General features: G+C 53.1%; 22 protein-coding genes and 1 pseudogene. 15 read left to right on the top strand and 8 right to left on the bottom strand.

Features of this window, described 5'->3' with window-relative positions; all coding sequences use genetic code 11:
• The first annotated feature begins 7 nt into the window (after nucleotides 1–7).
• The 3 genes from ACR0LN_RS14160 to ACR0LN_RS14150 are packed head-to-tail and all read left to right on the top strand — an operon-like array spanning nucleotide 8 to nucleotide 2,379.
• Nucleotides 8–856 carry a fumarylacetoacetate hydrolase family protein gene (locus tag ACR0LN_RS14160; RefSeq protein WP_480430477.1) on the top strand — a complete coding sequence of 283 codons (849 nt, stop codon included), beginning with the start codon at nucleotides 8–10 and terminating at the stop codon, nucleotides 854–856.
• Nucleotides 849–1,772 carry a 2-hydroxyacid dehydrogenase gene (locus tag ACR0LN_RS14155; protein ID WP_480430475.1) on the top strand — a complete coding sequence of 308 codons (924 nt, stop codon included), beginning with the start codon at nucleotides 849–851 and terminating at the stop codon, nucleotides 1,770–1,772. The genes ACR0LN_RS14160 and ACR0LN_RS14155 overlap by 8 nt, the downstream gene beginning before the upstream one ends.
• A 16-nt stretch (nucleotides 1,773–1,788) precedes the next feature.
• Complete coding sequence (locus tag ACR0LN_RS14150; protein ID WP_480430474.1) at nucleotides 1,789–2,379, top strand: LysE family translocator; 591 nt, start codon at nucleotides 1,789–1,791, stop codon at nucleotides 2,377–2,379.
• Between the two features lie 47 nt (nucleotides 2,380–2,426).
• Here ACR0LN_RS14150 and ACR0LN_RS14145 read toward each other — a convergent pair whose 3' ends face one another.
• Nucleotides 2,427–3,194 (bottom strand): SDR family oxidoreductase, encoded by a 768-nt coding sequence (locus ACR0LN_RS14145; protein WP_170777660.1) that lies wholly within the window; start codon nucleotides 3,192–3,194, stop codon nucleotides 2,427–2,429.
• Between the two features lie 69 nt (nucleotides 3,195–3,263).
• On the opposite strand from ACR0LN_RS14145, the gene ACR0LN_RS14140 reads away from it, so the two are divergent.
• Both ACR0LN_RS14140 and ACR0LN_RS14135 read left to right on the top strand, forming a co-directional pair.
• Nucleotides 3,264–4,322 (top strand): L-idonate 5-dehydrogenase, encoded by a 1,059-nt coding sequence (locus ACR0LN_RS14140; protein ID WP_480430472.1) that lies wholly within the window; start codon nucleotides 3,264–3,266, stop codon nucleotides 4,320–4,322.
• Between the two features lie 4 nt (nucleotides 4,323–4,326).
• A complete protein-coding gene (locus tag ACR0LN_RS14135) occupies nucleotides 4,327–5,133 on the top strand; it encodes a phytanoyl-CoA dioxygenase family protein (RefSeq protein WP_480430470.1) in 807 nt (268 codons plus the stop codon).
• Nucleotides 5,134–5,329: 196 nt separating this feature from the next.
• Here ACR0LN_RS14135 and ACR0LN_RS14130 read toward each other — a convergent pair whose 3' ends face one another.
• The gene (locus tag ACR0LN_RS14130) at nucleotides 5,330–6,028 is read right to left on the bottom strand and encodes a GntR family transcriptional regulator (RefSeq protein WP_480430469.1); all 699 of its coding nucleotides are present in this window, start codon (nucleotides 6,026–6,028) and stop codon (nucleotides 5,330–5,332) included.
• 138 nt (nucleotides 6,029–6,166) lie between these two features.
• Between ACR0LN_RS14130 and ACR0LN_RS14125 the strand changes: the two genes are divergently transcribed.
• Complete coding sequence (locus ACR0LN_RS14125) at nucleotides 6,167–6,874, top strand: IS6 family transposase (protein ID WP_480430467.1); 708 nt, start codon at nucleotides 6,167–6,169, stop codon at nucleotides 6,872–6,874.
• A gap of 138 nt (nucleotides 6,875–7,012) precedes the next feature.
• On the opposite strand, the gene ACR0LN_RS14120 is transcribed toward ACR0LN_RS14125, so the two are convergent.
• A complete protein-coding gene (locus ACR0LN_RS14120) occupies nucleotides 7,013–7,363 on the bottom strand; it encodes a tyrosine-type recombinase/integrase (protein WP_480430466.1) in 351 nt (116 codons plus the stop codon).
• Nucleotides 7,364–7,594: 231 nt separating this feature from the next.
• Here ACR0LN_RS14120 and ACR0LN_RS14115 point away from each other — a divergent pair.
• Nucleotides 7,595–7,701, top strand: a pseudogene (locus ACR0LN_RS14115) (IS6 family transposase); the annotation flags it as partial.
• Nucleotides 7,702–7,819: 118 nt separating this feature from the next.
• Here ACR0LN_RS14115 and yghX read toward each other — a convergent pair.
• The 5 genes from yghX to ACR0LN_RS14090 form a co-directional block, all read right to left on the bottom strand.
• On the bottom strand, nucleotides 7,820–8,707 hold the full coding sequence (yghX, locus tag ACR0LN_RS14110; RefSeq protein WP_480430465.1) for a YghX family hydrolase: 888 nt from the start codon (nucleotides 8,705–8,707) through the stop codon (nucleotides 7,820–7,822).
• Nucleotides 8,708–8,796: 89 nt separating this feature from the next.
• Nucleotides 8,797–10,320: a malonate--CoA ligase gene (locus ACR0LN_RS14105; RefSeq protein ID WP_480430463.1), complete on the bottom strand. Its 1,524-nt coding sequence runs from the start codon at nucleotides 10,318–10,320 to the stop codon at nucleotides 8,797–8,799.
• Nucleotides 10,317–11,615, bottom strand: coding sequence for a malonyl-CoA decarboxylase domain-containing protein (locus ACR0LN_RS14100; protein WP_480430462.1), 1,299 nt, complete (start codon nucleotides 11,613–11,615; stop codon nucleotides 10,317–10,319). The genes ACR0LN_RS14105 and ACR0LN_RS14100 overlap by 4 nt, the downstream gene beginning before the upstream one ends.
• Before the next feature lies 1 nt (nucleotide 11,616).
• Nucleotides 11,617–12,282: a GntR family transcriptional regulator gene (locus ACR0LN_RS14095; RefSeq protein ID WP_480430460.1), complete on the bottom strand. Its 666-nt coding sequence runs from the start codon at nucleotides 12,280–12,282 to the stop codon at nucleotides 11,617–11,619.
• Between the two features lie 42 nt (nucleotides 12,283–12,324).
• The gene (locus ACR0LN_RS14090) at nucleotides 12,325–12,711 is read right to left on the bottom strand and encodes a YciI family protein (RefSeq protein ID WP_480430458.1); all 387 of its coding nucleotides are present in this window, start codon (nucleotides 12,709–12,711) and stop codon (nucleotides 12,325–12,327) included.
• Between the two features lie 84 nt (nucleotides 12,712–12,795).
• Between ACR0LN_RS14090 and ACR0LN_RS14085 the strand changes: the two genes are divergently transcribed.
• The 8 genes from ACR0LN_RS14085 to ACR0LN_RS14050 all read left to right on the top strand — a co-directional run bounded on the left by ACR0LN_RS14085 (nucleotide 12,796) and on the right by ACR0LN_RS14050 (nucleotide 19,525).
• On the top strand, nucleotides 12,796–13,680 hold the full coding sequence (locus ACR0LN_RS14085) for a fumarylacetoacetate hydrolase family protein (RefSeq protein ID WP_480430456.1): 885 nt from the start codon (nucleotides 12,796–12,798) through the stop codon (nucleotides 13,678–13,680).
• Complete coding sequence (locus tag ACR0LN_RS14080) at nucleotides 13,677–14,342, top strand: malonic semialdehyde reductase (protein ID WP_480430454.1); 666 nt, start codon at nucleotides 13,677–13,679, stop codon at nucleotides 14,340–14,342. The genes ACR0LN_RS14085 and ACR0LN_RS14080 overlap by 4 nt, the downstream gene beginning before the upstream one ends.
• Before the next feature lie 147 nt (nucleotides 14,343–14,489).
• A complete protein-coding gene (locus tag ACR0LN_RS14075; RefSeq protein WP_480430453.1) occupies nucleotides 14,490–15,563 on the top strand; it encodes a C4-dicarboxylate TRAP transporter substrate-binding protein in 1,074 nt (357 codons plus the stop codon).
• Between the two features lie 30 nt (nucleotides 15,564–15,593).
• Nucleotides 15,594–16,145: a TRAP transporter small permease subunit gene (locus ACR0LN_RS14070; protein ID WP_480430451.1), complete on the top strand. Its 552-nt coding sequence runs from the start codon at nucleotides 15,594–15,596 to the stop codon at nucleotides 16,143–16,145.
• Nucleotides 16,142–17,446 (top strand): TRAP transporter large permease, encoded by a 1,305-nt coding sequence (locus ACR0LN_RS14065; protein WP_480430448.1) that lies wholly within the window; start codon nucleotides 16,142–16,144, stop codon nucleotides 17,444–17,446. The genes ACR0LN_RS14070 and ACR0LN_RS14065 overlap by 4 nt, the downstream gene beginning before the upstream one ends.
• 10 nt (nucleotides 17,447–17,456) lie before the next feature.
• Nucleotides 17,457–18,323, top strand: coding sequence for a dioxygenase family protein (locus tag ACR0LN_RS14060; protein WP_480430446.1), 867 nt, complete (start codon nucleotides 17,457–17,459; stop codon nucleotides 18,321–18,323).
• A gap of 21 nt (nucleotides 18,324–18,344) precedes the next feature.
• Nucleotides 18,345–19,151: an amidohydrolase family protein gene (locus ACR0LN_RS14055; protein WP_480430445.1), complete on the top strand. Its 807-nt coding sequence runs from the start codon at nucleotides 18,345–18,347 to the stop codon at nucleotides 19,149–19,151.
• Nucleotides 19,148–19,525, top strand: a complete 378-nt coding sequence (locus tag ACR0LN_RS14050; RefSeq protein ID WP_480430444.1) for a hypothetical protein — start codon at nucleotides 19,148–19,150, stop codon at nucleotides 19,523–19,525. The genes ACR0LN_RS14055 and ACR0LN_RS14050 overlap by 4 nt, the downstream gene beginning before the upstream one ends.
• The last annotated feature ends 49 nt before the right edge of the window (nucleotides 19,526–19,574 follow it).

Here is a 19,574-nt window from a genome sequence, read left to right as displayed (position 1 = left end):
AACAGAAATGAAACTTGTTCGTTACGGAGCAGAGGGCTCGGAAAAGCCTGCGTTGGTCGACGCTGAGGGCCAATTGCGGGATCTGTCCGCTCATATCATTGATATTACAGGTGATATGTTGGATGATGGAACGCTTGATAACCTGCGCTCATTGGATCCGAACAACCTGCCAATTGTAGAGGGTGACCCTCGTATCGCACCGTGTGTCGGTGACATCGGTAAATTTCTTTGCATCGGTTTGAACTACTCGGACCATGCTGCAGAAACCGGCGCAGATATTCCCGAGCATCCGATACTTTTTTTCAAGGCTAACTCAGCGGTCATTGGGGCATATGACGAAGTTGTCATGCCGCGGGGATCTACACACACTGACTGGGAATGCGAACTGGGCGTCGTCATAGGTAAAACAGCCAAATACGTTTCCAAGACCGACGCGCTCGAATACGTTGCTGGCTATTGCATCGTAAACGACGTGTCGGAAAGGCATTTTCAAACTCAACTGACCGGTCAATGGACCAAAGGCAAGTCTTGCGACACATTTGGCCCTACTGGCCCGTGGCTAGTGACCCGGGATGAGGTGCCGGATCCTCAAAGTCTTGGTATGTCACTGGATGTAAACGGTCAGCGCATGCAAACCGGGAATACTGCTACGATGATCTTTTCCGTTGCCGAGATCATTGAACATTTAAGCCAACTTTTCACACTGCATCCCGGTGACGTCATTTCAACTGGAACACCGCCCGGTGTTGGAATGGGGATCAAACCGGAACCAGTTTACCTGAAAAAAGGCGACGTCATGGAGCTTCGCATCGATGGGCTTGGCGTTCAGCGGCAAGAGGTCGGCCAAGATGACTGACTTATTGCAAATCGGAGGGATCACTGAACGGATGCGAGAACGCCTGTCCACAGTGTTCAATATTCATCAATTGGACGATTTCAGCGCGGATAGTATAACACATATCGTTACAAATGGGCATGATGGCGTTCCGCATGACCTCATGACATCACTCAGCAGTTTAAAGATGATCAGCGTCTATGGAGTCGGTTACGACGCCGTCGACGCAAATGCCGCGGCTGAGCGCGGGATTGTCGTGACGCACACACCCAATGTTTTGAACAAAGAAGTCGCAACCACCGCCGTTCTGCTGTTGCTGTCATGTTATCGAGAGCTCATACGTGACGACGATTACGTTCGGTCCGGACGGTGGGAAGTTGAAGGCAATGCCCCTTTGACACGATCAGCGGACAATCAAAGAATAGGCATTCTTGGTCTTGGTCGCATTGGTCAGGCGATCGTTGATAAGTTGGAGCCGTGGGCCCCCGAAATCTCTTATAACACCCGCAATCAAAAGGATGTCCCGTACCGATATTTCGACAGTTTGGTTGAAATGGCAGAACATGTGGATGTCCTCATATGCATCACGCCCGGCGGCCCGTCGACCAATAGGCTGGTCAACGCTGAGGTGTTGCGCGCGTTGGGGGCAGGGGGCACTCTTATAAACGTTAGTCGAGGTTCGGTTGTCGACGAAACTGCCCTAATCAATGCATTGCAAAACGGTGAGCTCGGGTGGGCAGGGCTTGATGTTTTTGAAGACGAACCGCGCGTTCCAAAAGCATTGCGCGAGTTGTCCAATGTCGTTCTGCTCCCTCACGCTGGTAGCGCGACTATTGAGACACGTGCAGCTATGGGTGACCTAACTGTCGACAATCTCCTGCAACACCTTAAGGACGGATCGGTGATCACAGCTGTGCCGGAATGCAGAGATCTGTAGAAGGCCAATCTGAATAGTGTTTGAGTTTGCCGTTGCGGTTTTCTTTCTGCTGATTACGCCTGGCCCAGGTGTTTTGACAACTGCGGGTATTGGATCAGCATTTGGTTTTCGAGCTGGGCTCGCTTTTCTGGCCGGTTTGATGCTGGGCGGGTTCATCAACATGATGTTTGTTGTCTCTGGAGTCGCTGCAGTAGCTTTGGCTATACCGGTACTTAGAACTTTGCTGCTATTTGCCTCTGTCGGGTATTTGGGATTTCTCGCCTGGCGTATTGCAAGAGCTGGCTCAAAGGTCGGGTTTTCCCCCGCGGTCTCGCCACTTGGTTTTGCGAACGGGCTGACACTTCAGTTCATTAATCCCAAGGCTTACGTGGTCGGCACTGCATTGTTTTCAGGGTTTGCCTTTTTGCCCGATGCGCCCGTTTGGGAGGTCGTCATAAAAATCGTAATATTCAATATGATTTGGGTGCCAGTGCACATGATCTGGCTGGGTGCTGGCGCAAAGCTAGGCAGCCTTGATTTAAGTGAGAGATCACATCAAAGGATCAACTTTGCGATGGCGGCTTCATTGATGGTTGTTGTGGTGATTGCTTTGGCGTCGGCGCTTTAAACGAAGCCTGCGTCAGTCGTACTTAGCAGACGGTTGAAAGACACAAATCAAAGTGACGCCGTTATTCCGCCATCAACGTAGAGAGTATGTCCATTAACGAAACTGGATGCAGGGGAGGCAAGGAATATGGCGGCGCCGACAAGTTCTTCCACATTGCCCCAGCGACCGGCCGGGGTTCGTTTCTCGAGCCATGCACTAAACTCAGGGTCAGCAACCAATGCGGCGTTCAAAGGTGTATCGAAATATCCAGGCGCAATGGCATTGCAGTTTAGGCCATACTTAGCCCAATCAGTCGCCATTCCTTTTGTAAGGTTGGTCACGGCACCTTTTGTCGCCGTGTAAGGCGCAATACCCGGTCTTGCCAATGCGGATTGAACCGACGCAATGTTAATGATCTTGCCTGACTTTCTTTCAATCATGTGCCGTGCCACAGCCTGACCGACATGAAAGACGGACGCTACATTTGTCTGTAGTAGGTGCTCGAAGGCATCAGCGGGGAAATCCTGTAGCTCCGTCCTGTGTTGCATTCCGGCGTTGTTTATCAGGATGTCTATGGGGCCGACATTGTCTTCAAAGTTGTCCACGGCAGATCGGACACCTTCATGATCGGTTGCATCGAACGAAAGTTCACGTACCGAGGCGCCTGTTTCGCTCAACTCGGATGCTGCTGCCGCTAGTTTCGCGGTGTCGCGCCCGTTCAAAACGACTTGCGAACCGGCGGCAGCCAAGCCACGGGCCAACGCAAATCCAATGCCTTGGCTAGAGCCTGTTACTAGTGCGCGTGTTCCCTCTAGGTTGAACATTTCAAGCATCATGCAAAAACCCCTTGGTTGTCAGCACCGACTATCCGTATCTTTTGGCAATATGTATAGGGAGTCTGTGCAATGTCTTCGGCCAATGTTGCTGTTGTTATCCATGCCGCAAAAGATCTGAGGTTGGAAAACCGGGACGTACACGAAGTGGGGCCAGACGAAGTCTTGATTGCCATGCGCGCGGGTGGGATTTGCGGCTCTGACCTGCATTATTATAACCACGGTGGTTTCGGTGCGATCAAGTTGCGTCAGCCGATGGTGCTAGGACATGAAATCGCCGGAGAAATCGTGAAAGTCGGGTCAAGTGTGCAGGGGCTGCACTTAGGCCAACTGGTTGCAGTTTCTCCATCCCGCCCTTGCCAAGCCTGCATTTATTGTCTTAACGGGCAGCAAAACCACTGTCTTGATATGAAGTTCTATGGCAGCGCGATGCCGTTCCCGCATATCCAAGGCGCTTTTCAAAGCAAACTCGTGGCGAAAGCCAGTCAATGTGTTCCGGCAGATGGGTTGAGCCCTGCGCAGGCCGCTATGGCCGAACCTCTGGCTGTCTGTTTGCACGCGATTAAACAAGCCGGGAACCTCTTAGGCAAAACGGTACTTATCACGGGATGCGGTCCGATTGGCTGCCTCACGATCTTGGCGGTACGTCGTTCTGGAGCGGCCAGAATAGTGGCGACGGATATCTCGGACCAGACCCTCGCTCTGGCGCGTGAATGCGGGGCAGACGATGTCATCAACACCTACGCCGATCCGCAAAAACTGGAGCAGTTTGAAAACGACAAGGGCCAGGTTGATGTCCAACTGGAGTGTTCTGGGGCTCAATCGGCTCTGGCTTCTGGCGTCGCATGCTTGCGACCGGGTGGAACATTGGTTCAGCTTGGTCTGGGTGGAGATATGACTGTGCCGATTCAGGCGTTGACTGCAAAAGAGATAGTGCTTCGCGGGTCTTTCCGTTTCCATTCCGAGTTCTCAGTCGCGGTCGAGATGATGCGAAGCGGACTAATAAACGTCGACCAGTTGGTGACGCATTCCTTCGAAGTTGGCGAGGCTGTAACTGCCTTTGAGGTCGCGTCTGATCGAAGCCAATCAATGAAAGTGCAGTTAACGTTTCCGGAAAATGACGATGGATAGGCGAATGCGTGATATTGCAAAGACTTATGAAAGAGACGGTTTCGTAGCTCCGCTGGATATCCTGACAGCTTCCGAGGTCCAAACGCTGCGCGATGATTTTGAGAAAGCAGAGCTCATTCTCAGAGACGACCCAGAGAAACTCAAGCTTCTATATTCTTATCCGGACAGGCTGATACCATCATTCGATGCACTTCTTCGCCATCCGAAGCTGATTGAGGCTGCTTCAACAGTGTTGGGGCCGGACCTCATGGTTTGGAGCGGTGCACTTTTCGTAAAAGAAGCGCGATCATCGAAGATAGTCTCGTGGCACCAAGACTTGACCTATTGGGGTTTGGATGATGCTGAAGAGGTAACCTGTTGGGTTGCGATTTCAGAAGCGTTTGAGCAAAGCGGGTGTATGAGGTTTGTTCCTGGCAGCCATAAAAGCCGGATCGTGCCTCACGTGGACACCTTCAGCGAAAACAATCTTTTGTCACGTGGGCAGGAAATCGCAGTCGATGTGAACGAAAAAGATGCAGTTGCAGCCGAATTGCGTGCAGGGCAGGCATCCATGCATCACGGGCATCTCTTTCACGCATCAGGGCCCAATAACACGGACGATAGACGCATTGGTGCGGCGTTGCGTTTCATAAAGCCCTCAATGAAACAGCAAAACGGAGTGAAAACTTTGGTTGCGCTAGTCGCAGGGCGAGATGATTTTGGGCATTTTTTAGTTGCGTCCTCCCCTCAGGGCTTTTTGCATGAGAACGATTTCGTTTTGTGTCAAAGGGATGCAGATCGCAAGAAACAAATACTCTTCGCCGGAGTGTAATGACTCCCTTCGCGAGCTCAGACCCATTGCTATATCGACCGGGAAGCCGCCCTGAATCGCGAAAACTAGTAGACAATTAAAAGTTAACATAGTCGCTAAGCTTTTCTTCCACTGGGCGAAAAGTTGCAGAGGAAGTCTACGGCAGGTTCGAAATCAAAATAGTCATTACAAACTCAAAAAGTATTCTGTTTAATTTTTAATTTGCGATCGTTGCGCTTAGCGCCTCTTCCTTTGTTTTGACCTTTTCGGTTGCTTCGCTCCAATATGAACCACTTTTTTTGTCAATGTGGTTTTCCAATACTTCGAAAGCACTGTGGAAATCATCCTGCTTCACTGACTTGACTAGTTCAATGTGCTGCTCGTGGGATCTCGACATATGCCTAGGGTGGCGACCTAGCCTGTTGCGCACGGCTGAGACTTTCAAAGCTATTGTCTGATAGGCGTCGTTGAGGAACCTATTGTTCGCGCAATCGAATATACACTGGTGGAAAATAGTGTCCTGTCGAAGATATTCCGTATCATTTCCGGAATCTCTTGCCAGATTCATTTCTTTAACACATTTGTCCAGTTCGGCGTGCAGCTTCTTGCTGTCGGTTTGCATAGCGTATTTTAACGCCGCGGTTTCAAGGCAAACTCGCGCATCGATTAGTTTATCGAGTTCGTCAGGTTCAAGGTCAAATACGAATGATCCACGTTGGGGTTCGACGACCAATAATCCTTCCATTTCAAGTCTGTTGATCGCTTCACGTACCGGCGTTCGACTTACTTCCAGTTCTTTGGCAATTTTAGACTCTGAAAGCTGTTCACCTAGATCGAACTCGCCACTTACAATGCGTTCTTTCAGATTTTCAGCGACTAACTCGGTTAATGATTTCGGGCGGTTGAATAGAGCCATTTCGTTTCCTCTATAAGGACTGTATCAACCGAGACATTGGCATTCAATGTGTTAGGGTCAGGACCCAATGATTATCGAGGGGGTCTTGTCAGATTAACTTTGCTTGAGCGGGGCAGGGCGGTTGCTTAGCTTTTGTCCATGACCAGACCTGCCTCTATCAAGTACTTCAAAACCAGCCCCGAGATCATCCGCCTTGCGGTGATGCTGTACATCCGTTTCCCTCTTTCGCTTCGGAATGTCGAAGATCTGCTGCACGAGCGAGGTATCGACGTGAGCCACGAAACTGTCCGATATTGGTGGAACAGGTTTGGCCCGATATTTGCTGCTGAGATTAGACGGAAGCGCGTTCAGCAACTGCGTGCGTTCTCTAAATGGAAGTGGCACGTGGACGAGGTTTTCGTGAAGGTGAATGGCAAGCGGCATTATCTTTGGCGGGCTGTTGATCACGAAGGCGAAGTACTGGAAGCCGTTGTCACTGAACGCCGAAACAAAGCTGCAGCACTGAAATTCCTCAAGAAATTGATGAAGCGGCACGGTAAATCTGAAGAAGTAGTCACCGATCGCTTCGCGTCGTATCGGGCTGCTCTCAGAGAGCTCGGAGCTACCGAAAAACAGCAGACGGGCAGGTGGCTCAACAACCGCATCGAGAACTCGCACCTGCCTTTCCGACGAAGAGAACGCGCGATGCAACGCTTCAGGCGCATGCGAAGTTTGCAGAAGTTCGCCGCCGTCCATTCCTCCGTCTACAACCATTTCAACCATGAAAGATCTCTCACCGGCAGAGATACCTTCAAGCTAACACGCACCGCCGCTCTCGCCGAGTGGCGCGAACTTGGTGCGGCATAAAGGGCAGCTGTACTGGCCTAGCTGAGACTGGTTCGAATTCGTCTGACAGCACCGCCATAAAAATAAGGCGTTTGCGACCACTCTATGAGCGCCTTTCTGACCCACCGATTTTCCGGTTTCCCACAAAGTTTCCCACGTTCATGTTCGGTTCTTGTTCTGGTCCCGCTTGATTTGGGCCAGTTTTGCGAGTCGTTTTTGACTGGCACCTTTGGGATAATTCTGAACCATGGACAGGCATTTGTGACACGTAATGGCTGCAAACTGGTGGTCTATGCATCCGGCCTCGGCTAATTCGCTGGCTGCGCTGTACCGCAGTCTGTGCACGGTGTAGACAACGAGGCCCAGAGTCTTGCGCGCCTTTATCTTGGCGTTTTGAATTTTGTCGTAATCCAATTGACGCCCGTGTTCATCGCAAAGAATGTAGCGCAAGCTGTGACGCTTCGTTGAAGCCAACACTTCGCGTAATCGGTCGGTGAGCGGAGTCCACAAATTAAAACGAATTTGCAGGGCTAGACCTAGAAGGGCGAGTGGATGGAAAGACAGCGATCCGCACTATCCAGCGCGGGTTAGAGAGCTTTGCCGCGTCTACCGCGCACGCCTATTCTATCGGGATTAAGTCTGGGAATAACCTGGCCTTGAAAGGGCACCGACTGCAGCTGGTTCCGTAGAGGCTAGCCATCTTTCGCACGCCCATTTTTTTACAGACTTCAGTATCCTTGCTCCGTCTATAACCACTTCAACCAGAAAGATCTCTCATCAGCCGAGACACCTTCAAGCTGACTCGGTCTGCCGCTCAAGCGGGGTGGAGCGATCTTTGCGCGGCTTAAAGGGTAGTCTCTCAGACCTGCCAGAGACTGGTTGGACTTCGCCTGACAGCACCTCTTGGGACCTGTAAGCACCGAAGCGATGACAAAATTGTTGCCGTCGCTTAGCCGTTCCGCGAACTCATTTCAGATAGGAGTTAAACCAATCAATGGTGCGATCCCAGGCTAGGTTTGCCATCTCCTCATCATAGCGCGGCGTGCTATCGTTGTGAAAACCATGGTTGGCATTTTCGTAGATATAGGCCTCGTAAACCTTATCATTGGATTGCAGAGCGGCTTCAAAATCTGGCCAACCTGCGTTGATGCGTTCGTCAAGTTCGCCCATCTGAACAAGTAACGGTGCCTGAATTTTGGGTACGTCTTCTGCTGCAGGCTGACGTCCGTAGAATGGCACTCCTGCCGCCAGTTCGGGGTAGGCCACGGCAATTGCGCTGACCACTCCACCGCCATAACAGAAACCCACCGCGCCGACCTTGCCGGTGCAATCTTCCCGGTTCAGCAGGTATTCGAACCCGTTGAAGAAATCGTTCATCAACTCGACACCGTCCACTGTCTTTTGCAATTCGCGCCCATCGGCGTCGTTGCCCGGGTAGCCGCCTACCGATGTCAGACCGTCGGGGGCCAGCGCCATAAAGCCGGCTTTTGCCAACCTGCGCGCCACATCCTCGATGTAAGGATTCAAACCGCGGTTTTCGTGGATCACCAGCACCCCAGGAATGGGCCCTTCAACACCGGCGGGCCGGACAAGATACCCTCGGACATCACCGGTTCCATTCGGTGACGGATAGGTAATGTAGTCTGCGTGGATATCGGGATCGTTGAATGACACTTGCTGAGCCATCGCATAATTGGGGCTGAGCATGTTCAGCAATGCAACCGCTGTCACGCCGCCAACCGCGAACTTACCGGCGCGGTCCAGGAATTGGCGCTTGGTGATCTTGCCGTGCGCGTAAAAGTCGTACAGGTCCAGAAGTTCCTGGTCGAAGTCTTTTGCCGTCATGCGGGTCATTGTGGATCTCCTAATGAGTTTGGCAGTCTGAAGGGTGGGTAGTATCCGATCTAAAAGTCTTGATTTGATTGAGCGTCTGGATGGGATTCCTAAGATACCGCCAGTGACAGTTCCTTGTCCGCGTACCGTTCGCGCAGCACGTTCTTTTGAACTTTTCCCATAGTGTTTCGTGGCAATTCCGGGACGAGGTCGTAGCGGCGCGGATGCTTGAAGCGCGACAGCTTGTCCCTGATGGTCTCAGCAATCTGATCCGTGTCAAGTTTTACGCCAGGCTTAGCAACAAGAGCGGCGATGATTGCTTCGCCGAAGTCGTCGTCGGGGACGCCGAAAACCGCCGATTCCAGAACACCGTCGATGTCGTTCAGGACGTCTTCAATTTCTTTGGGATAGACGTTGTAACCGCCGGTAATGATCAGGTCTTTTGACCTGCCCACAATCGAAAGGTAGCCATCTTCGCTGAATTGGCCCAAGTCGCCGGTGATGAAGAACCCGTTTTCTCGCAGTTCTGCCGCGGTTTTTTTGGGCATCTGCCAATAGCCTTTGAACACGTTGGGGCCGCGCACTTCGATCATTCCAACCTCGCCTTGGGCCACTGGCGCTCCGGTTTTAGGGCTAGTTACAATGACCTCGGTACCCGGCAGCGCCATGCCAACGGTGCCTGCGCGACGCTCACCGCTATAGGGGTTCGAGGTGTTCATGTTTGTCTCGGTCATGCCATAGCGCTCGAGGATGCGGTGACCGGTGCGCGTTTCAAATGCACTATGGGTTTCGGCGAGCAACGGGGCAGAACCGGAAACGAACAGGCGCATGTTCCCGGTGATTTCTTTGGTGAAATTGTCCTCCGCCAGCAGCCTCGTGTAGAATGTGGGCACACCCATTAGAAGGGTCGAATGAGGCAACTCTTTCAAGATCGTGCCAATGTCGAACTTTTCCATCAGCCGAACCTTGGCACTGGCGAGCAGTGATGTATTCATGGCCACGAAAAGCCCGTGCGTGTGAAAGATCGGCAGCGCGTGAATCAAGCGATCGTCGTTTGTGATACCCCACAGATCGACGAGAGCTTGGGCATTGGAGAGCAGGTTTTGATGGGTCAGCATCGCGCCCTTGGAGCGGCCCGTGGTGCCCGACGTATAAAGTAACGCTGCAAGGTCGTCCGGTGCGCGCTTCACGGTTTCGAATACGCAGGGCTGCGCGTTTGCCTCAAGGCTCAGGCTTGGAGATTCTCCGCCGAGGGTCAACAGCTTGGCGCTAGATCGGTCTGCCAAACTTCCGATTTCAGCCTCGTCACTGCTGTCGCAGACAACCATCGCAGGTTGGGCATCAGAAATGAAATAGTCTAGCTCTGCCAAAGTGTAAGCAGTGTTAAGCGGCAGGTAGACTGCACCTGCTTGTACCGCCGCAGCGTAGAGCGCAATCGTATCCGCAAGCTTGGGCGCTTGCACAATGATGCGATCGCCGGCGGAAACTCCGTTGCTTTGCAAAACACGTGCGATCTGCGCCGCGCGCTTCAAAAACGCGTCATAGGACACAACCTGGCCATCGTCGAGCTGCAGGAACGGCGCCTCGTTGCCCTCATGGTGGGCAAACAAACTATCGTAGAGGGTATTGGTCACTCTGTATGTTCCCTTGGCTTGGCCGCAAGTGCGGCGGTTGAGGCCGCGCGAACTGAACGCGAGGCTTCGATTGTCGCATGTGTTGCGAATTCTTCGTGATAACGTTCTGTTTTGTTCAAATCGTACAGGTAATTGACCATCGCGCCGCCGGATTGTGATCGTCCGTTCGGTGACAAATCGGCTTCGGCGTGCAGTTCGTGCAACTCGGCACCATTGCCTAGGTGAAAGCGGGCCACGGGATCCAGGGGCATCCCATCTTCACGCTTGGCAAACATCAAATATCGCGCGGCCATCGCGCGCAAATCTTGTGGCGAGGTTGTTGCCGCAAGCACGGCCTCGGCGGCATGGCCGTGCTCAGGGTGCTCTGTCTCGCCCGCTAACCAACGATTGAGCCCTGGTATTGGCGACAAGGTCACAAAAGTATCAATCCCCTGAAGCTCTCGCGACAGCTCGGTCACAACCTGTTTGATCAACAGATTCCCAAAGCTGATACCCATTAAACCCTTTTGGCAATTTGAAATGGAATAGAACGCCGCGACTCTTGCCTGTTCAGCTTGGATCGGTTCTCGACTTTCGGACAAAAGCGCATCAATATCGTCTGGAACTTCAGCCGTCAGAGCAACTTCGACAAAAATCAGCGGTTCATCCGGCATCGAAGGATGAAAAAAAGCAAAGCACCGGCGGTCAGGCGGGTAAAGTCTGCGCCGCAAATCGTCCAGATCGTTGATCTGATGGACCGCCTCGTAGGCAACGATCTTGTCAAGAACGCGGGCAGCGGTATCCCAACTGATTTGTTTGAGGACAAGAAACCCTCGATTGAACCAGCTTCGCAGCAAATGGACGAAATCAATATCTGTTCGCTTGAGCTTGGGGTTGGATTTGAGAAAGCGCAATAGGTCAACGCGCATTGCTACGAGTTCTTGTGTCGCGCCAGATGGTTGGTTTAGTCGGCGCAACAACTCCTGCCGCCTGGGTTCCGCGACTTCACTAAGCTTTTGATATAAATCGACACTTCGGTCCTTGGCATAGAGGCTTGCCGTTTCGGCAAGCTGATCCGCGTCCAGCTCAAGGTGATCATTCAAATAGGTAAAAAATTTAAATTTCTCGGAATCGTTCAAAGTCTGGTAGCGATCAAGAATCGTGGAAGCGAGGGTAAAGCCCGATACTTCGCCTTCGGCAGACAACAAGGCCTCACAAAGCTCTACAATGGATCGATTGTCGTCGTTGCCGCGCCTTTTGCCGGGGCGGTCGAACAACTGATTCAACAGATCGCCCAGAAACCAGTTCCGCTGCATTTCACGCCTCCATCTGACTGCTCAGGTACTCACCCGTTCGGCGGTAGTGGTTGAGCAAGTGCCGGGTTGCGCTGTCTGCGTCGTGGTCGAGTGCGGCATCCAGGATTTGCTGGTGTTCGGCAGCGATGTCGCGCTTTTTGTAACTTGGCCCTCCCGCTGCCAGATACCGGTAGCGGATGTTGAGGTCATAAAGCTGCGAGCAATACCGTAACAGCAACGGCAGTTTTGCATTTTCTAACAAGGCCATATGAAACGCTTTGTGAGCATCTTCGAAGTCAGGCGCACCTTTTTGACTGGCCTTTTTCATATGGTGATGGCGCAAGACTAGCCTGTCTTCCCAAGCTCCGTCTGCATTGGCGATGGATGCGCGCAGCGCTGTTTCCTCGAGGTTGCATCGCAGCAATAGGATTTCCTCAAAGTTGCATTTGCTGACCGGCGCCGCCCGAAATCCACGCTGATCGATCCGCTCGACCAGCAAGTCAGAGGTCAGAAGGCTAAGCGCCTCGCGAACCGGGCTTGCGCCAGTGTCCAACAGTCCGCGGAGTTGTTCGATCTTGAGCTTTTGTCCGGGAGGCAACTCGCCTGTCAGGATCATATCGCGTAGCCGTCGATAGGCACCATGCGTGGCTGATGTCTCTTTGCCCTCGGTATCAAGCATGGCGTCCATATCCGACTGTTCCTCTTTGAATGCGCAAACTTTCGGGTGCTTTTAACTGAGGGCGCTCGTTCCGGTCGATAGCCCGACTGAGAGGTTCAGCGAACCTTCGTTGATCATCCAGCGCCGAAGCACAAAACTGCGCGCCCCGCTTTTATGCATCGGATCGTCCTCGGCCAGCTTTCGAGCGGCCTCAAGGCTGTCGGCGCGATAGATGATCAGGCCCACGCCTTGCATATGCTCGCCAGTCTCATCCGACATTGGCCCTGCAAAAGCCAGCTGCCCTGAGCGTTCAAGTTGCGCCTGATATGACAGGTGATCGGGAAGCGACGCTTTAACATCTTCGGGCGCCTTGGCCGGTGTGCTGAGTGCTGCGTATAGCTCCAAAGCCAGCGCGCCACGGCTCTTTGCTTCTGATTTGTAGTCTGCCCAAGCAACCATTGGCGCTCTCCAAAAATATCGATATTATTTGACATATTGCAAAATAGTCGGCAAAAATCAAGCGAACTGACATGGATGGTGAAAATGAAATACCTGGTGGGAGAGACTTCAGAAGGTACAGCGGTATTTGCTGTGATCGGCGAAAAGGCAGTGAATTTAACGGCTTTGGATCCTGCCGTCGGCACTGATCTGATGGGCTTAGTAGTCAATCCGGAGCTTGGCGACTCACTAAACCGCAAAATCTCTGCAGCGGATACTGTGCCATTGGCGGGTATCACGCCGGCGTTGCCGGTAGCCTCCCCTGGTACCATCATCTGTATGGGATTGAATTACACAGACCACATTAAGGAAGGTGGCTACGACATTCCCGAATACCCGACGCTTTTCATGCGTGGGAAGAACTCGGTCATGGCGGCCGGAAAACCCATGGTGCGACCGGCTGCTTCCGAGCAATTCGACTACGAAGCGGAATTGATGCTGATCGTGGGGAAACGCGGTCGCCATGTCTCGGAAGAAGACGCGCTGGATCATGTGTTTGGTTATACCGTTTTTAACGATGGGTCCGTGAGGGACTATCAGCGCAAAACGGTTCAATGGACACCTGGTAAGAATTTTGACGACACAGGAGCAATTGGCCCATTCACTGTAACTCAGGATGAGTTGCCTGAGGGAGCGTCGGGCCTCAAGATCGAAAGCCGCGTTGGCGATGAAATCCTGCAAAGTTCGAATACCGCCAACATGATCTGGGGCGTACGTCAGGTTATCGCGACAATTTCGGAATTCATGACCCTCGAGCCGGGCGATCTGATTGCATTGGGAACACCGCCGGGCGTGGGCCACGCTAAAAAACCTGACCCACGGTGGTTGAAGCCGGGCGAAACAGTCGAGGTCGAGATCGAAGGCATCGGCATCTGTTCCAGTCCGATCGTTGACGAAAAAAATAACAGATCAAAGGTGGCCGCGGAATGAGCGTACAGGCCGGGGCAGATATGGATGCACTTCGCGCCAAGGCGCAGCAAGATCATCGTGATCTGCGTGCGCGCATTCCTCGTCTTTCGGATGACGCGATCGCCCTGATCCTGCGGGATTCCCGGTCTCACTACGCGTGGACGGACAAACCGGTCCCCGACGAGTTGCTTGAAGAGATCTACGACATAACGATCAACGGCGCGACCAGTATGAATACGCTGCCTGCGCGGTTCATTTTTGTCAAAAGTGCTGAGGGCAAAGAGCGGCTGGCCAAGTCTTTGAAACCAAAGAACGTGCCAAAGATGATGGATGCGCCGGTCACGGCTATCATTGCGCATGACATGGAGTTCTGGAAGGAACTGCCCTTTCTTTTCCCGCACGAAGATCGCAGGCCTTTGTTCGAAAACAACCCCGAGTACGTGGCCGACACAGCGTTTCGCAACGGCACTCTTCAGGGCGCTTACTTCATGATTGCGGCCCGGGCCGTTGGGTTGGACGTTGGTGCCATGTCAGGCTTTTCGAACAAGATCGTAGACGAAGAGTTCTTTGCAGGAACCACCCTCAATTCGAATTTTCTGTGCAACCTGGGTTACGCCGATGAAACGGGTTTGTTCCACAAACTGCCGCGTTTTCCATTCGAAAAGGTTTGCTCTTATGCATGAGGAAACGACGCAAGTGGGCGGCCAGTCGGCCAAGTACTTTGCCGTCGCAATGTTGCGCAGATCGGTAGGTGTGGATCTGACGGGCAACCGGGGGACAAGGCGAACAAATAAAGGGCAACAAGATCAATCTTTCTGGGAGGAGAGACGATGAAAAACTGGACCAAGCGCAGTCTGCTGGGCGCTGCCGTGGCAAGCGCCATGGCACTGTCAGTCGCAGCAGAAGAGACCATTTCAGCTGTCGTAATTGATGGTTACCCGGATCGGGCTTTGTGGGTCAAAGAATTCACAAACTTCTTTATTCCCGAAGTGGATAAACGGTTGGCTGAGTCCGGTAATTACAAGATGAACTGGCAGGAGAATTATGGCGGCTCAATTGTAAAACCCAAAGGTGTTCTGGAAGGCGTACAGCTGGGTCTGGGGGACATTGGTATTGTCACAACCATCTTCCATTCGTCCAAGCTGCCTAGTCAGGGGATTTCGGGATCGACACCATTCGTCGCGTCGGATGCCCGCGCAGTGGCAAAAGCCGTTGACGAAATCGCGCGAGAATACCCGGCAATGCAGAATGAGTTCGCTGCGCAAAATCAAGTCTATCTGGCGACCGGCGTTGTGCTCGACACATATCAGATGTTCTGCTCAGAGCCGATCGGGACAGTTGCAGACCTCGAAGGACGCAAGATTGCCGGTGCCGGCCTGAACCTGCGATATCTTGAGGGTATAAAAGACGCGGCTGGCGTTCGCGGTGGCCTCACAGATTTCTACAACATGGTCCAAACTGGTCTCGTCGATTGCGTAATGATTTGGCCCGAAGCTTCCAAGACGTTCAAAATCGTCGAAGTGGCCCCTTACATGTTGAAGGCGGACCTTGGTGCAGTGAATACAAAGACAGTCACCGTCAACGCCGATTATTGGGCAAATCTGCCCGATGAGGTCAAAGAAGTGCTCCAGACGGTGGCTATTGACTACCGTGACCATGTGGCAGGTATTGCGATGGATCGGGCTGCAGCGTCGCGAGACGCCTTCGTCGAAGCCGGCGGAACAATCGTCGAGATCTCGGACGAAGACCGCGCCGCGTGGGCAAATGCTATGCCCAATGTTGCGCAGGAATGGGCTGCAACGCTGAACGAAAACGGCGAACAGGGCACAGAGATGCTAGCCGCTTATCTCGGCAAGCTTCAGGGCGCCGGATTCACCGGTGTGCGTGACTGGACGGTCAAATAGCCTTTCGGCGACCTGAGAAAGGGGCTTTACATGCTGAAGACTGCTGTTGCTGTCCTGTCGCGGGTTGCCAATTCGCTTGCAATCGCTGCCAACGCTTTGGGTACGCTCGTTGTGCTGGCGTTGGTGGTTATCCTAAACGTGGATGTCGTTGCGCGCGGTCTGTTTTCTGCTCCTCTGCGCGGAACCTACGAGATGGTGCAGTTTTCGGTCGTGATGATCGTCTTTCTTCAATTGGCCGACGTAGTCAGAGTGGATCGGCTGACACGTTCGGACGGGTTCTTGAACCTGATGCACCACCGCCGCCCCGGCCTGACAGCGAACCTGAGGCGCATCATAAACGCCATCTCGGCGATCTTCATGGCATTGATTGCATATGTGACCTTCCCTGAATTTCTTCATATGTGGGAGACGCAGGACTATTTTGGCGTTCCGGGTCTTTTCACACTTCCATGGTGGCCGGTCAAACTGGTCATCGCGTGCGGTACTGCGCTTGCCTGCGTGATATTCCTGTTAAAGGTCGTCACGGCGCAGGACCGCCCGCAACTTATCCGTACCCCTGAACATGACGAGGCCGCAGAATGACGCCGATTGAGATTGGCTTGATTTCGGTCGTCGCCATCGTCTTTCTGATTTACGCGGGCGTCTACATTCCGATTGCGCTGGGCGTGGTCTCGTTCGTGTCGATCTGGCTCATGCGGGACAACTTCACGCTTGCGCTCAACTTGCTCAAAGTGGCGGTTGGCGACAGCGCGATGGAATACAGCTTTGCGACTATTCCACTGTTTACCTTCATGGGACTCATCGTCTCAAAGGCCGGGTTGGGCAAGGACATCTACGAAGTCATGACAATGCGGTTTCGCAAGGTAAAAGGCGGTATTGGAATGGCAACCGTTGGAGCCAACGCCGTCTTTGCTGCGGTTACTGGGTCGTCAATTGCATCTGCATCCGTGTTCACCAAAGTCTCTGTTCCGCAGATGATGGCGCAAGCGTATAACCCGCGTTTCGCAGTGGGCGTGGTGGCCGGGTCTTCGGTTCTTGGCATGATTATCCCGCCTTCGGCGATGCTGATCATCTATTCATTTGTCGCCGAGCAATCCGTGGGGGATATGTTCCTGGCGGGCGTTATTCCGGGTGTCATGCTGGCAATCGCTTATGTTGGCGCGATTTGGGGCATGGGGCGTTTCACACCATCATTCGTGGGTGGCCGGGTCGTCGAAGACAGCGAATGGATGTCCGGGCGCGAGATCGCATCCAAAACTCTACCGACGTTATTCATCATCACGGTGGTGCTTGGCGGTATTTACACAGGGTGGTTAACCGCCGTCGAGGCGGGTGCTGCCGGGGCACTTGTTGCGCTAATCATCGCCATTGCACGCAAATCGATGACGCCAAGAGCGTTCTGGGATGCATTGTTGGAAACAGGCCATATCACAGCTGCGATCCTGTTCCTGATCACGGCGGCTTCAATCTATAGCCGCATGCTGGGACTTGCCGGGCTACCCAACCAGTTGCAGGACCTGCTCGCTGGGAATTCGGCGTCCTTCTGGTCGGTCATGCTGCTCTATGTCTTGCTGATGCTTTTCTTGGGAACGTTGCTCGACACTGCGTCCATCATTTTGATTGTTGTCCCGTTGTTCCTGCCGATGGCCGAAGCCCTTGATATGTCGCTGATCTGGTTTGGAATCATCACAGTGGTCGGAGCCGAGATCGGGCTTTTGACTCCACCATTGGGCATATCGTGCTTTGTTATAAAATCCACGATCAACGATGACCGGATCTTACTAAAGGACGTGTTCATGGGTGCATTGCCCTTTGCGTTTGTAATGCTGATCGTTCTGTTCATTCTGATCGAATTTCCGATCCTCAGCCTGGCCCTGATTTAAGGAGGTCAAGATGCGCTCTGTCACCAAAGACAACATCACCGAAGTCTTCATGAGGTACTTGTCAAAGGACACTGACCCAAGGATGCGCGAAATCATGGGATCCCTGGTCAAGCACCTTCATGACTTCGCACGCGAAACCAACCTGACGCATGACGAATGGCGCGCTGGGATTGCATTTCTCGAGGGGTGTGCCGCTGTGCAAACCGAGGACCGGCACGAGTTTGTGCTGGCGTCGGACGTCCTCGGCCTGTCTTCTTTGGTGGACATGCTGCATTCAAGTCCCGACGCAACAAGTTCGTCTGTGTTGGGTCCGTTTCACGTATCCGGCGCGCCTCCGCTGCCCATGGGCGGGGATATGAAACGACATTACGGCGGGCCGGTTCTTCTTGCTGAAGGCGTGATCAGGGACACAGAGGGCAATCCCATTGCAGGAGCAGAACTCGACATCTGGCAAACGGCACCCAACGGCCTCTACGCCAGTCAGGATGAAGAACAGGACACCTATTCTTTCCACGGGCTGATGACAGTTGGTGATGACGGCAGATATGCGTTCACCACCGTAAAGCCAGTGGAATACACTGTGCCGTCTGACGGGCCAGTTGGCGACATTCTGCGTGCTTGCGGTCGCCATCCATGGAGGCCCTCACACCTGCATTTTATCGTCAAAGCCCCCGGATATCGCTCACTCGTGACCGAGATTTTCCCGGATGACGATCCCTATCTGGATCAGGATACTGTCTTTGGCGTTCGAGACGATCTGGTGATGACGTATGTTGAACGACCGGCTTCAGAATTTCCCGATGATATGGAGCTTTCTGGTAGGATCACCGAACCTTACCTGCACGTGAATTTCGACGTCACGCTTGCTCGGGACTGAAAGCTGCGGAGGATGTTTGAAGTGCTAAAATATACCTTCCTTTTAGGTGCATGGCTGTTCTGCGGTGCGGCCATCGCCGACCAGCGACCGATCTTCGATGCGCATATTCATTACAGCCATGATGCCGTCAAACTGGTTCCGCCCGAACAAGTGGCCAAAATCCTGCGGGATGCAGGCGTGCGAAAAGCCCTGGTTTCCAGCTCGGACGATAACGGTACGCAACTGCTTTTGGCTGCAGCGCCGGACATCGTTGTTCCGGCACTTCGCCCTTATCGGCGTCGTGGTGAAATCAATACCTGGATGCACGACGAAACAGTTATCGACTATCTGGAAGCAAATCTGTCGAAGAATGACTACGAAGCCATCGGCGAATTTCACGCTTATGGGGACGATATCAAAACGCCGGTTGTCCAGCGTATGATTGCACTGGCGAAGGAGCGGAACTTAATTCTGCACCATCACGGTGATCGCGAGGCGGTTGACCTGATCTTCGAAACCTGGCCGGAGGCTCGGGTATTGTGGGCCCATTCTGGCTTTGACGATCCGGGAAAGGTGGTCGACGCTCTTGACACGTATCCCCGGCTGTGGGCCGATCTGGCGTTCCGTTCTGATATGGTCTCGCGGGGCCGTGTCGATCCGGATTGGCAAGCTGTGTTCAAAGCGCATCCTGATCGGTTTATGGTCGGTACAGATACCTTTGCACCGGAACGTTGGTACTACGTTGGCCCGCATGCAGATTTTTCACGCGAATGGCTGGATTTGCTTCCAGACCAGATCGCAGACAACATCGCATATGCCAATGCAGAGCGTTTGTTGGCATTAGAATGATCCGTTGGCTTGTCTGGTTTCTGGCATCTTCCGGCTCGGTTGTCGCTTGTGAGGCGACGGGGCAACGGATGGGGGCGGAAATTCAGAACGCGCCTGCGGTGCATGTGGCTGTCGACGAAATTCCGTTGGCTGAACCGTTTTCGATACTAGTCACGGTCTGCAGTGAAGTTATCGTAAGTGATATGCGCGTCGATGCAATCATGCCTGCTCACAAACATGGGATGAACTACGCTCCCAAGGTCACCGTGATGGGCGACGACGTGTTCCGTGTCGATAACATGCTGTTTCACATGCCGGGATTGTGGGAGCTGCAATTGGACATCGATTTCAACGGGCAAACGGTATCCTACACTTCTGATATTGCGCTGAAATGAAGTTGTGGGTGGCAGCTGCGCTAGTTGTCCTGACGAGTTCGGTGCGCGC

The organism is Ruegeria sp. AA6, assembly GCF_056542865.1.
This window is presented reverse-complemented; position numbering and strand designations above follow the sequence as displayed.

Excerpts from the sequence above, each read along its gene's own strand:
- ACR0LN_RS14160 (WP_480430477.1), top strand. The coding sequence starts at position 8 with ATGAAACTTGTTCGTTACGGAGCAGAGGGCTCGGAAAAGCCTGCGTTG.
- ACR0LN_RS14155 (WP_480430475.1), top strand. The coding sequence starts at position 849 with ATGACTGACTTATTGCAAATCGGAGGGATCACTGAACGGATGCGAGAA.
- ACR0LN_RS14145 (WP_170777660.1), bottom strand. The coding sequence starts at position 3,194 with ATGATGCTTGAAATGTTCAACCTAGAGGGAACACGCGCACTAGTAACA.
- ACR0LN_RS14140 (WP_480430472.1), top strand. The coding sequence starts at position 3,264 with ATGTCTTCGGCCAATGTTGCTGTTGTTATCCATGCCGCAAAAGATCTG.
- ACR0LN_RS14135 (WP_480430470.1), top strand. The coding sequence starts at position 4,327 with ATGCGTGATATTGCAAAGACTTATGAAAGAGACGGTTTCGTAGCTCCG.
- ACR0LN_RS14130 (WP_480430469.1), bottom strand. The coding sequence starts at position 6,028 with ATGGCTCTATTCAACCGCCCGAAATCATTAACCGAGTTAGTCGCTGAA.
- ACR0LN_RS14125 (WP_480430467.1), top strand. The coding sequence starts at position 6,167 with ATGACCAGACCTGCCTCTATCAAGTACTTCAAAACCAGCCCCGAGATC.
- yghX (WP_480430465.1), bottom strand. The coding sequence starts at position 8,707 with ATGACCCGCATGACGGCAAAAGACTTCGACCAGGAACTTCTGGACCTG.
- ACR0LN_RS14100 (WP_480430462.1), bottom strand. The coding sequence starts at position 11,615 with ATGCAGCGGAACTGGTTTCTGGGCGATCTGTTGAATCAGTTGTTCGAC.
- ACR0LN_RS14095 (WP_480430460.1), bottom strand. The coding sequence starts at position 12,282 with ATGGACGCCATGCTTGATACCGAGGGCAAAGAGACATCAGCCACGCAT.
- ACR0LN_RS14090 (WP_480430458.1), bottom strand. The coding sequence starts at position 12,711 with ATGGTTGCTTGGGCAGACTACAAATCAGAAGCAAAGAGCCGTGGCGCG.
- ACR0LN_RS14085 (WP_480430456.1), top strand. The coding sequence starts at position 12,796 with ATGAAATACCTGGTGGGAGAGACTTCAGAAGGTACAGCGGTATTTGCT.
- ACR0LN_RS14080 (WP_480430454.1), top strand. The coding sequence starts at position 13,677 with ATGAGCGTACAGGCCGGGGCAGATATGGATGCACTTCGCGCCAAGGCG.
- ACR0LN_RS14075 (WP_480430453.1), top strand. The coding sequence starts at position 14,490 with ATGAAAAACTGGACCAAGCGCAGTCTGCTGGGCGCTGCCGTGGCAAGC.
- ACR0LN_RS14070 (WP_480430451.1), top strand. The coding sequence starts at position 15,594 with ATGCTGAAGACTGCTGTTGCTGTCCTGTCGCGGGTTGCCAATTCGCTT.
- ACR0LN_RS14065 (WP_480430448.1), top strand. The coding sequence starts at position 16,142 with ATGACGCCGATTGAGATTGGCTTGATTTCGGTCGTCGCCATCGTCTTT.
- ACR0LN_RS14060 (WP_480430446.1), top strand. The coding sequence starts at position 17,457 with ATGCGCTCTGTCACCAAAGACAACATCACCGAAGTCTTCATGAGGTAC.
- ACR0LN_RS14050 (WP_480430444.1), top strand. The coding sequence starts at position 19,148 with ATGATCCGTTGGCTTGTCTGGTTTCTGGCATCTTCCGGCTCGGTTGTC.